Source organism: Nostoc sp. EspVER01 (assembly GCF_034530635.1).
In the GTDB taxonomy this organism is placed as follows: domain Bacteria; phylum Cyanobacteriota; class Cyanobacteriia; order Cyanobacteriales; family Nostocaceae; genus Nostoc.
On sequence record NZ_JAVRCS010000009.1, the window covers coordinates 188,649 to 199,549 of the forward strand.

11 protein-coding genes and 1 pseudogene are annotated in these 10,901 nt (G+C 40.5%); 4 read left to right on the forward strand and 8 right to left on the reverse strand.

What is annotated here, in order from left to right; translation table 11 throughout:
- Positions 1–449: 449 nt before the first annotated feature.
- Complete coding sequence (locus RMX69_RS10715) at positions 450–1,055, reverse strand: hypothetical protein (RefSeq protein ID WP_322637455.1); 606 nt, start codon at positions 1,053–1,055, stop codon at positions 450–452.
- A gap of 589 nt (positions 1,056–1,644) precedes the next feature.
- On the opposite strand from RMX69_RS10715, the gene RMX69_RS10720 reads away from it, so the two are divergent.
- Positions 1,645–2,004, forward strand: a complete 360-nt coding sequence (locus RMX69_RS10720; protein WP_322637456.1) for a hypothetical protein — start codon at positions 1,645–1,647, stop codon at positions 2,002–2,004.
- Here RMX69_RS10720 and RMX69_RS10725 read toward each other — a convergent pair.
- Both RMX69_RS10725 and RMX69_RS10730 read right to left on the reverse strand, forming a co-directional pair.
- Positions 1,981–2,766: pseudogene (locus tag RMX69_RS10725) on the reverse strand (chromate transporter). The gene RMX69_RS10720 and the pseudogene RMX69_RS10725 sit on opposite strands and share 24 nt — an antisense overlap.
- Positions 2,759–3,202 (reverse strand): beta-lactamase hydrolase domain-containing protein, encoded by a 444-nt coding sequence (locus RMX69_RS10730; RefSeq protein WP_289797129.1) that lies wholly within the window; start codon positions 3,200–3,202, stop codon positions 2,759–2,761. The pseudogene RMX69_RS10725 and the gene RMX69_RS10730 overlap by 8 nt, the downstream one beginning before the upstream one ends.
- 568 nt (positions 3,203–3,770) lie before the next feature.
- On the opposite strand from RMX69_RS10730, the gene RMX69_RS10735 reads away from it, so the two are divergent.
- Entirely contained in the window at positions 3,771–4,307 is a 537-nt protein-coding gene (locus RMX69_RS10735) for a GNAT family N-acetyltransferase (protein ID WP_322637457.1), read from the forward strand.
- Between the two features lie 130 nt (positions 4,308–4,437).
- Here the strand turns inward: RMX69_RS10735 and RMX69_RS10740 are convergent, their stop codons facing one another.
- From RMX69_RS10740 to RMX69_RS10755, 4 genes are all read right to left on the reverse strand, one after another.
- A complete protein-coding gene (locus RMX69_RS10740) occupies positions 4,438–4,878 on the reverse strand; it encodes a hypothetical protein (RefSeq protein WP_289797131.1) in 441 nt (146 codons plus the stop codon).
- An 83-nt stretch (positions 4,879–4,961) separates the two neighbouring features.
- The gene (locus RMX69_RS10745) at positions 4,962–5,816 is read right to left on the reverse strand and encodes a DUF72 domain-containing protein (RefSeq protein WP_322637458.1); all 855 of its coding nucleotides are present in this window, start codon (positions 5,814–5,816) and stop codon (positions 4,962–4,964) included.
- A gap of 209 nt (positions 5,817–6,025) precedes the next feature.
- Positions 6,026–6,673, reverse strand: a complete 648-nt coding sequence (locus tag RMX69_RS10750) for a pentapeptide repeat-containing protein (protein WP_094347732.1) — start codon at positions 6,671–6,673, stop codon at positions 6,026–6,028.
- Positions 6,674–6,834: 161 nt separating this feature from the next.
- Entirely contained in the window at positions 6,835–7,329 is a 495-nt protein-coding gene (locus tag RMX69_RS10755) for a hypothetical protein (RefSeq protein ID WP_094347731.1), read from the reverse strand.
- Positions 7,330–8,146: 817 nt separating this feature from the next.
- On the opposite strand from RMX69_RS10755, the gene aroF reads away from it, so the two are divergent.
- Entirely contained in the window at positions 8,147–9,016 is an 870-nt protein-coding gene (gene aroF, locus RMX69_RS10760; protein ID WP_322637459.1) for a 3-deoxy-7-phosphoheptulonate synthase, read from the forward strand.
- Between the two features lie 383 nt (positions 9,017–9,399).
- Complete coding sequence (locus tag RMX69_RS10765; protein ID WP_322637460.1) at positions 9,400–9,702, forward strand: hypothetical protein; 303 nt, start codon at positions 9,400–9,402, stop codon at positions 9,700–9,702.
- Positions 9,703–9,802: 100 nt separating this feature from the next.
- Here RMX69_RS10765 and RMX69_RS10770 read toward each other — a convergent pair whose 3' ends face one another.
- A complete protein-coding gene (locus RMX69_RS10770) occupies positions 9,803–10,561 on the reverse strand; it encodes a sterol desaturase family protein (RefSeq protein ID WP_289797135.1) in 759 nt (252 codons plus the stop codon).
- Positions 10,562–10,901 lie beyond the last annotated feature (340 nt).

Genomic DNA, 10,901 nt, shown 5'->3' on the forward strand with positions numbered 1-10,901 from the left:
ATTTTTTTATCCCAGATTGACCTGGAAATGCGATCGCTAGCAGGGGACAGGGACAGGGATAGGGGACTGGGGACTGGGGACTGGGGACTGGGGACTGGGGACAAGTCGAAAGTCGCTTTTTGTCTAGGTTCTATTATTACTGACTTTTAGCCCTAAACAGTGCCCCCAATGACTTGCTAGGGGTCGCTGTGTGGATGATTGGGTGTTTGTTGGGTTGGTTTACAAGAGGAATTAGGGAGGGTGTAGAGTACTTAGGTTATTAAATACGCAAATAAAATAATTGCCCCCAAGTAGAGTTATGCCCTGGAAAAAATCAAAGGCATAACTACGTTAATTTCGGGGAGGTGAAGGGCTGGAGTGAAGGGGTGAGGTTTTTTGTGATTTTTATGGGTTGATTTCATCCGATTTGGTCAAATCGGTAGGGCTGAACAAGTGTGTTTGCACTGAGGTTAGTAGTTATTCAAGCGCCTCTGTTCATATTGTCTTTGCATTTCCTGTTGCTGTTCATATTGTCTTTGTTGTTGTCTTTGCATTTCCTGTTGCTGTTCATATTGCCTTTGTTGTTGTCTTTGCTGTTCATATTGCTGTTCATATTGTCTTTGTTGTTGTCTTTGCTGTTCATATTGCCTTTGTTGTTGTCTTTGCATTTCCTGTTGTTGTTGCTGTTGTTGCTGGTCTTGTCGTCTTTGTGCATCTCTTTGCTGGTCATATTGTCGGTTGTTATATTGTCGGTCGTAATATTGTCGGTCGAAATATTTTTGGTCGAAATATTTTTGGTCGTGATATTTTCGATCGTAATATTGTCGATCGTAATATTTTTGATCCTCTTCACGTCTACGTTCTTCATCTCTACGTTCTTCACGTCTACGTTCTTCACGTCTACGTTCCCTACGTTGCTCATCACTCAAGAAAAAATCACCTATCTCAAACGCTATTTTTTCAACTTTAGGAGTAGCAGCGTATACCTTTGAGTTGAAATTAAAAGTCGTACAGATAATTGATAAGACGACTAAGACTATGAAGTTTTTCCCGTAATATAAAGTGTGGATCTTCATTGAATCAAATACTGAAAAAGACAACAGAGAGAAATATATATTCTTGCAGGAAAAGTATCAATAATGTTTTTTTAGACAAATTAATTAACTAATTCACAATTTTAATAGAAAAAGCCTTTTCGATACTTGTTTCTAGGCAATTCACGAGGATTAACCGAGATGTCGTCTAACGCCCATTTCCCGACATTTTAGCAATTGCAACAGGCATAGTATCGGGAAATGCGAACTTTTGTAAGGGGGAAGTTTTTACTCATTGTGTGGCGACTCATACCACTGGAGTTTAGACTAAGCTATGCAAAATGACCCAGCAGGGCTGAGTTAATCAGAGACTTAGTGAAATTCAGTAGACCGAAAACTTCTGCGATCGCGCACAGACGGATAACTATGAACCTACTCCTTGCCAAAAAAACCATACTTTTAGATACATTTTTGAAAAAAATCTTGAGCAAAATTAAATAAGTAAAACTAATTAATTACCGAAAAAGTTAAGGGTAACGCGCCCTCCAAAACATAGTTCTAGATCCGTAGTATGCAATTTTTGTAAAGTATGGAGGTAAAGAAACAAAATTGAGGATTATTTAGTTTGGCTATGACAACAACGAAGCCAGTTTTAACTGATAGTAAAACCTTAAATGAAGTAGTTGACTGTTTAACAGAACATATTCCAATTCAAACTCAAGGGAAGTATGAACAAAAAAATATCTTTGACATTTTAATTCGAGCAGCCACCCAAAGGGATAGTATCGAAAACACAAGCAAAGTCTTAAAGAATGTTCCAACAAGCAACGATATTCGTTACCATTTAGATAAATATTCAGACCTGAAATCTTTAGAATCAAACTTAAATACAGCAATTCAAAGCCGATTACCCGATGGAATCTGTATCGTAAGCTACTATTTTTTAGCGATCGCAGAACTTTTCGGTCTACTGAGTGTAGCCCAAGAGTAAAGCACCCCAGCCAATGAAGGCGCTACCAAAGACTAGCCATGCAGCATTGATGCGAAAGCGAATAGCCAAAATGGCTGAGACGATCGCGATCGCCAAGCCGAGAAAATCTACAAATGGGGCTTGTGGTAATGTTAAAGTCGCTGCCCCCAGTTGCAGAGTAGTCACAACCATTAGCGCTACGCTACGGCACTAACATTCACAGCATCCAAAAATGCTCTAGTCCAAGAAGAGGCTCGTAAGCGTGGGATTAGGGGATTGAGGACAGCAACGAAAACAAAAGAAGGTAGAAAAATTCCAATGGTGGCAACAATTGCGCCAGGTATGCCAGCAATCACATAACCGATAAACGTAGCAGTGGAAAGTACTGGCCCAGGGGTAAATTGACCAATTGCGATCGCATCTAATAACTGTTGTTGTGTCAGCCAGCCGTATTCTTGAACTAATCCCCCTTGCAGAAAAGCCACCAAAAGGTAGCCACCACCAAACAAAACACTACCGACTTTGAGAAAAAACCAACCCAATTGCCATAAAGAAACGTTGGTTACAGTTGTGGATAGCCATTTCTGTGGAATTTGGCCCAGGAATTAGGTTAGTTGCACCCAGCAAATCTAGAAAATGCTCCCTTGTCAACCATTGACGCCGCTTAACCACTTCATCTTCAATCATGGCAATATGGACAACTGGGCCCCCAAAGCCGATGACGCCCAATTTAAAAAACAGGTTGGCGAGTTCACCCAAACGACTTAGTGTTGAGTTAGTCATTTTGCTTGGCAATATACTTTTCAAGTAAAAATTGCTTGAGGTGCGGTTGTTCTAAGTTTAAACCAAGCTTTTGCGCTTTCTGACTAATTTCCTCATAAGTCAGACCTTCACTAATAGCATTGGCAATCAAGGCGATACCACCAGCCCTTGCTCCAGCAGCACAGTGAATTAAAATTGGTTTGGGTAAGTTCTCAATCTCCTGAATTGCTAACTCTGTTTGCTCTTGATTTGCTTCTGAAGGCTTTAATGGGACATTAGCATATTGCAGTCCAGCCGCTTGAGCTTGCTGCTGTTCGTCACTGAGAAAACCTGCTTCATCGGGAGAACGCAGGTTCAGCACTGACTTAAATCCCTCTTGGGCTGCCTGTTTTAACTCTTCAGAAGTTAGTTGAGGAGCAGCGCTCAAGTCGTCACTAACTTTTTTAGTGTTGCTCATAATCTTTAAAAACACTATTCTGATAGTTTTATCGTAGTTTATTCTGTAGACTATTTATACAGCAATTTTTCTAAGGTCTTTTCGCCTAAAATGCAAATGCTTTGACCGAGGAAAGAATACTGACGAAAAGCAGCTTCTATTTTTTGAATGACATGGAAATCACGGTTTTCTCGCAGCATCAATTTTCCCAGTCTTTCAGCACTAGCACTACTGTATAAATAATTGATCGCTTCAACGAAATAATCAGACTCAAAAGGCTGCGATTGCTCGGCTTAAATTTAAAAAGCCCTGATAAAAGTTCAGGGCTTTGATTTATACGCGGTTTATTAAATGCCAGCCTAAAATTTGTGCTGGCGCTTTTCTATAGGGTTAATCATCCCTGAATCGCTTGCTTAAAGATAGCGGAGAACTACCCGTTTTCTACCTGGGTAGCTATTTAATAAAGTCTTTAGATTTGTATATATCTTCACTCTGCGATCGCTTCTTGGTAAAATTACTCTATACTTTGGTATTTGGTTACACCACGATAAACATGAGTAGGTAAGTGCTAACTAACCTGAGTAAAGCCATGAACTATAACGTACCACCTCCGATGAGGATAAATCTCCGCCCTGCTACCTTTGCTGATTTGGATCTGCTGCGACATTGGGATGAGCAACCTCATGTGGTAGAATCCGATCCTAACGATGACTGGGGCTGGGAGACAGAACTTGACCGCACTCCTGAATGGAGAGAGCAATTGATTGCTGAAATTAATGGTCGCCCCATCGGATTTATTCAGATCATCGATCCGGCACGTGAGGATAGTCACTACTGGGGTGATGTTCCGGCGAATCTTCGCGCGATTGATATCTGGATTGGGGAAGAGAGTGATTTGGGCAAAGGCTATGGAACCCAAATGATGCAGCTTGCACTTGCTCGATGTTTTGCTGACCCGCAAGTGATAGCTGTACTCGTCGATCCACTTGCTGGCAATACCCGCGTCCACCGCTTTTATGAACGTCTTGGTTTCCAATTTGTCGAGTCTCGACGATTTGGTGACGACGACTGCTTCGTTTATCGTATCAACCGAAGAAGAATCCATGAGTACTCAAATTTTCGTTAATCTGCCAGTCAAAAACCTCAATCAATCGATCGAGTTCTTTACTTAACTTGATACCAATGGCAAGATGCCCATCGCACAAGAGTTATATTTAATTCGATTATGCAAATTAGATGTGTTTTAGCTTACACCTTCAAATCGCTCTTTGTCGCACATGTCGCCCATCAAACCCTTGCTTAATCCAATTCAGACATTCATATTCCGATTTGAATAACTTTGGAGCTGCAATATTATTCAATAACTCTGGTGGGTAATGGTCATAAAAATATTTATCTCTTTCTTGAAAGATGATAATCAAATTGTTCCGATAAACATAGCGAGATTTAAAACTATCCCCGCGATGAACAAACTCGGAATTTTGATCGATATGCTCTTTAGCAATATCAATGATGTTACTAGCGTCACTTCCATAGATTTCTGCTGGATTTTCTGCTTTGTGAAATTTGCTTCTGTGCCCAATTTCAGATAGCATTTTATACGAATAAATTTCGTAATTATCCGCCTTGCCAAAAATAAATGGAATGATGAGATATCCTTTATATGAGACTGATTTTTCATAAAGAAGACGACTCATCTCAACCTCCTTTGATGGAACTACTCTAAAAAAATTTTCTTTAACAGAAAAGTATTACAACCCCAATTATCTACTAAATACGATCACCATAAACTGAGTTGATTGGGGGGATGCTCAAGGTTATTCCAAGGTAAGGGTGGAATTGGTGTTTCACTCTGTTCCAATAGCTGTTGGAAGTGACGGGCTGTGCTGGGCGATCGCACTTCTATTGGACAATGGACAAAGAAATAAATTCGCACTCCCATCTGTAACCATTGCTGAATCTGCCTTACCCACTCTTCCATAAATGGCTGATTCACTGATAAATTCGGATGAGAAATAAACCGAATCAGAGTAAAAGGTGCTGTTACACTCAATTGCAACGGTAATTTCGGTTTGCGTCGTTCCGATTGCAACTGGGGGTCATCATCTCCAGTGTAAATGGGGCGCGAGTCTAACAGTACCCGTCCGACACCTAACTTTTCTAAAAGTGCCGTCAAGTTACTAGAATGGGGTTCCTTGAACCAGTCGGGATGCCGAACTTCCACTGCTAGAGATACTTCTGTATGCGGCCAAGCTTCCAGAAAGCTGGCCAAATCATCAAGTAATGCAGGTGCATAACTGGGTGGTAACTGGGCAAAAATTGGGCCAAGATGCTTACCTAAAGGGCGCATCCCCTCCAGAAATTTTAAAGCAGCTGGTATATAAGGTTTTAGCAACCCTTGATGGGTAATATCTCGCGGTAATTTTAGACAAAATTCAAAACCTGCTGGTGTCTCGGCAGCCCAACGGGTTACAGTTTCCTGGTTAGGCACGGCATAAAAGGTGGTGTTACCTTCTACAGTGGTGAAGCGACGACTGTAGAGATGAAGAAAATCGGCAGTACGAGTACCTTGGGGATAGAGTTCGCCTACCCAACCTTTATATGCCCAAACAGCACAACCGATAAAAAAGTTCACAATGCCTAAAAGCCTTGATGTATATATTCAATTTTACACGCAGGTTGTAGGGACGGATAAAGCTAGTACCGCAAGGCGGAAGTCAAATAGTTAACCCTGAGCGCAGTCGAAGGGTCAAAAGTCAAAAGTCAAAAGTGGATAATTGGTTTTTTAAGACGCGATAAATCGCGTCTCTATATGAGGGTTTTGGTGTTATGGCGCAACCTCAGTTATTGATAAATTGAGCCATCAGGCATAATTGCCCCTGCTAAGTTAGTCCCAACTAATTTAACCAAAAGACGCTCACCAGAACGAATCCGCGCTCCCGTCAAGTCGGCTCCTCGCAAGTCGGCACCACTGAGATCCGCTCCAATCAAATTAGCAGCGCGTAAATTCGCTTCCCTGAGATCGGCTAAAAGTAGATTTGCCCGAAATAAATTTGCTTCAGATAAATTTGCGCCTCTAAGGTTGACTTTGTGCATAAAAGTATCGCTGAGATTAGCGCCGCTCAAATTGGCATAACTTAGATTTCTGCCAGATAAGTCTTTATTGCTCAAATTTGCCCGACTGTAGTCTTTGCCACTCAAGTCTGAGTTTTGCTTTGGTGGTTTCTGGATTGTTTGAGATGGTTTTTCCTGTTGAGGTGGCGGTGAGTGATGTGTGGTTTGATGTTTGGTTTTTAAAGAGCGCAACTTTTCACGAGCTTCATTTATAGCTTTCAGCTTGTCTTGCGCTTTCTGCTGTAAACGGAGATTGTCTTTGGGAATGCGATCGGGATGCCAAACAAAGACTAAATCTTTGTAAGCCTGGTTCACTTCTTCAAGTGTTGCTCCAGGCTCTAATTCCAAAACTCTATAGTACCGCTCCAGATCGCTCATACGATATTTTGGTGGACAATCAACTTAATTATGAGTGATGGAGTCATTTATCCGCTGCATCATTTGTTATGGATTATGGGGCTTTGGGCATTGGGAATGGACAAGAGACAAGGTAGAGACGTTCAATAATTCCCCCTTGTCCCCTGTCTCCCCCCAATCCCTCATCTCCCCATCTCTCCATTTCTCCATCGAGCGATCGCTCGAAAATATGCTGCAACTGGAATCTGATAGACTTCAATATAAATCCAAACAATAATTGATAAATGTGATAAGAAGGTTAATATCGTCCAAATATATGGCATCCAGGTAATGGGTTCCTTCAGATTAGCAGGAAAATAGTAAGCTACTATGCCAATTAGAGTAGTGGGAAGAATTATAAAAACTGCTGCTGCTAATCCATAACCCCAACCTAATTCCACACCTTCCAACTGGCCTTCTGTCCAACTAAACCCATTCCAACGCCAAGTTAAAGGTGGTTGCCTAGAAGGCATCTTGATTTGCTGTTGCTCTAAGTTGACTGTAAAAATCTCTTGGCAAAAGTCACAAGCCATAGCTTCCATCAATGGCATGTGAGAAATCTTACCTATTCGACAAACTGGGCAGGGGTAAGCTCCATAATAGTCGAAAGATTGGGTTAAGATTTTGGAACTGGGCATAATGAGACAGATGATCCTAAAAAATTGATCTGGTCAATGAGAACTTGGGTAATAATGTATGGCAGTTGTTAATTCCCTGCAATAAGCTTTCGTAAGATGAAGTCAGGAGAATTATATATTTTAACTTCTCAATCCTGGCTTTTTCTTCTGAGGTTGTATAACGATTGTGATGTCTAACGACAAGCCCTTCGGGTTCGGGGGTTCGCAATCGACGGGAACCGCCAAGACTGCGACCCCCTCACCGCTTTTTTCGTCTACGCAAATAAGCAACTAGTATAATCAGGACAGGGCGTGATTAGTCTTAATCCCCAGAGTTGTACTGAGTCTATCGCTTTTTTATAGTTTGTGCAGGTCTTGACAAAGCCTACTTTTCATGCTAATTTGACTTCACATAGGTATATTTCTTAAGTTTTCCAGCAAAAAGTCCGCAAATGCTTAACACAAATTCCTACTTTTATTTTTGGTTTAGGGTGGTTCACCGGGGGTGAATTAAGTTTCCTAATGGAAACCGCCCGGTGAACCGCAGAGCAAACTCTGCGGTTTTTGTTTTTTTAAGGAGAATTTCATTGTCATGACTTATTTCATTAGCTGGTTTTATGGCTTTTACTTTTGGCCCAGAATAAATTCCGGGTAAATAGCGTTATGCCAATGAATCAGAACGCGCCCGGAACTCTTGGTTTCGGGCTTTTTTGTTGTTATTTTGAGAAGCGGAATAGAGGCACAAGGGAGAAATCAATTCAAAATTCAAAATCAAATAACCTCCCCCTATCCCCTACCTCCTCGTTCCCAATAATTAATTTTTCAGGAGAATATAACCATGATTAATGCCAAACTTGCTGCACAAGCCCATCTCAACCACCAGACAATCGTTAAAATCTCGAAAGAAGTCGCTTTCGGCGGTAAAGAACTGGTAATTATCGGCGGGCCCTGCACTGTTGAAAGCTTAGAACAAATGGAGATAGTCGCCCAAAGGCTATCTACTGCATCAGTACATGGGTTGCGTGGCGGTGTCTACAAACCCCGCACATCTCCCTACGCTTTCCAAGGTATGGGAGAGTCAGGATTAGAGATTTTAGCTAGGGTGCGATCGCATTACAATATGCCAGTTGTCACGGAGGTAATGTCAATTTCTCAAATTGAAGTAGTCGCTGCCCACGCTGATATGCTGCAAGTGGGTAGCCGCAATATGCAAAACTTTGATTTGCTCAAAGCTTTGGGACAAGCTGGTAAACCAATACTGCTTAAACGTGGTTTAGCAGCGACTATTGAAGAATTTGTCATGGCTGCTGAATATATCCTCAGCCACGGGAATCCTGATGTGGTGTTGTGCGAAAGAGGTATTCGCAGTTTTGATGATTACACCCGTAACGTCCTAGATTTAGGGGCAGTGGCAGCACTCAAGCAAATAACTCACTTGCCTGTAATTGTAGATCCTTCCCATGCCGTCGGGAAACGGGAGTTGGTAGCACCTGTGGCTAGGGCTGCGATCGCTTGCGGTGCAGATGGATTAATTATTGAATGTCACCCAGAACCAGAAAAGTCTGTTTCTGATGCCCGTCAAGCACTTTCTTTAGAAGATATGGTGCATTTAGTTGCTAGTTTAAAGCCTGTAGCAATAGCCGTTGGGCGTAGTATATCAGATGTTGGGGCGGGTTTGTCACCTGCCCCGATTTTTTGGGCTGCTTAAATTTTACACAAGGCAATCGCTTGAATGTCTCAGTCAAAATGTTTCTTTTGGCTTAAGGACAAACAGCGATGCCTACTGCGGTAAACTACGCTTTCGTAAAATAAACTGGTTACTTCAGCTATTCCATTTGTTCTCAAACGTATTTTTGCAACACAATCTTTTATATATAAATCTAAGTTATAGTTTTAACAAATAAGACTATTTGATTTTATTCTCCAAGTCGTTTTATCCTGAAATCAGTAGATATTTTAACTTTTACTAAATTGCCCAAAGAAGTTTTAGTATACCGATCTTTCAACTTTGAGAACTCAAAGAAGGACAATAACTAAATGTTAGAGCAGCAGATTGATTGCCCCATCAGACCTAAGACAAGTGCAATGATCATGAAACTTTTTCAAATCACTCTAGTGGTCTTAGTACTTTTGATAAACTTAGCAGTTGCTTTCCCCTCTTGGGCAGAAAGTACGCTTTCTTTAACTAGCAATCCTAACAACTTTCAAGTTGGGCAAAAAGTCATTTGGCTTTACAAGCCCCGCACTGATTCTACCGATGTCCAAAGAATTCCCGCCGAAATAGTTAAGTTAAGTTCCAAGCAAGTGCAAATCAAGGTTTACAAACATAACAACGAATTTGTCAATCGTTGGGTGAATCCAAACAAGCTTGAGAATTCGACAAAAATTAAATAGTCAGTAGTCATTTGTCCTTTGTAATCACAAATGACAAAGAACAAATGAATACTGACAGCCAACAGAAAAATATTTCACAAATTATTTAGGACTGCTATAGTTAAAACTCTCTTGTGTGGGTTTCGTTTTCATAATTAGGATCTTCAGTACCAAGCAGTTTGTCCCAGAATGTAAAATACAAACCGTAGTGTACTTTATACTTGCGATGATGTATTGAATGATGCATAGAACCAATAAGCCACCTTCCAATCCAGTAACTTTTAGATGAGGAGGGAAATAGTTCAAATCCGAGATGGGTAAACACTGCCCATACTGTCATAGTTATAAGTGCGGCAACTAAGGTGACGAAATGCAGCGGAACTATAAAGCTTACACCTACAAAGAAAAGTGCTTGTACGATCGCTTCTGGTAAGTCGAAGGCAGAAGAACTCCAGGGCGTTGGCTCTCCTGAACGATGGTGTCCATAATGCATCCATCTAAAAATTCGAGGGTGGTGAAAGATCCGATGGATAAAATAAAAGTAAGTATCCTGAAGAATTAGCACTGCAATAAAGCTAACTATTAAATACCACAGTCCGTATTTCCAGATGTCAGCGTATAACAGTGTTGCTCCCAAATTATACTCTGAGATCATAAACGCTCCAGAAATAGCAAAAACTACTGTGGAGATTACTGATAATTCAATATCCTTTTTAATGGAACAACTCATCAACGGTTTCAAACGCAAACTTTTGTTGGCAAGAGACTTCCCTAGAACTAAATAAAAGAGCAAGTATGCTCCCCCAGCAATCAGAAAGTATCGGGCAAGAGTGATACCGAAGAAGAAAAAGCCATAATACCAAAATGAGTGGTTCGTCAATTAGACCCATCCGTAATATTAATTTGGTGAAATGAAAATGCTGATTATGTCCAATTTTTTTGGTCTTAATTACCAAAAATAACCAAATTAAGATTTAATTTGTTAATCGACAAAATCCACTGCTTATTTTACAGCATCGAGTAGTTCAGATAATATATATTAATTTTTATTAACAAAAATTAAACTAATTTTATTGCATAGATATAAATATAAATTATGACTATTTATAAAAAAGGTTATTGATCAATTTAATTTGTAGTAAATAGCTAAATTTTGGAACCAAGTTACAATTTATTTAAATCGTTTGTTTATATTCTATATTTCAACAACAATTGAATTG

What these genes read in the sequence shown, in the direction of transcription:
- RMX69_RS10765 (WP_322637460.1), top strand. Translation starts at nt 9,400, where the DNA reads ATGAAACTTTTTCAAATCACTCTAGTGGTCTTAGTACTTTTGATAAAC.
- RMX69_RS10750 (WP_094347732.1), bottom strand. Translation starts at nt 6,673, where the DNA reads ATGAGCGATCTGGAGCGGTACTATAGAGTTTTGGAATTAGAGCCTGGA.
- RMX69_RS10730 (WP_289797129.1), bottom strand. Translation starts at nt 3,202, where the DNA reads ATGAGCAACACTAAAAAAGTTAGTGACGACTTGAGCGCTGCTCCTCAA.
- RMX69_RS10755 (WP_094347731.1), bottom strand. Translation starts at nt 7,329, where the DNA reads ATGCCCAGTTCCAAAATCTTAACCCAATCTTTCGACTATTATGGAGCT.
- RMX69_RS10715 (WP_322637455.1), bottom strand. Translation starts at nt 1,055, where the DNA reads ATGAAGATCCACACTTTATATTACGGGAAAAACTTCATAGTCTTAGTC.
- aroF (WP_322637459.1), top strand. Translation starts at nt 8,147, where the DNA reads ATGATTAATGCCAAACTTGCTGCACAAGCCCATCTCAACCACCAGACA.
- RMX69_RS10720 (WP_322637456.1), top strand. Translation starts at nt 1,645, where the DNA reads ATGACAACAACGAAGCCAGTTTTAACTGATAGTAAAACCTTAAATGAA.
- RMX69_RS10735 (WP_322637457.1), top strand. Translation starts at nt 3,771, where the DNA reads ATGAACTATAACGTACCACCTCCGATGAGGATAAATCTCCGCCCTGCT.
- RMX69_RS10740 (WP_289797131.1), bottom strand. Translation starts at nt 4,878, where the DNA reads ATGAGTCGTCTTCTTTATGAAAAATCAGTCTCATATAAAGGATATCTC.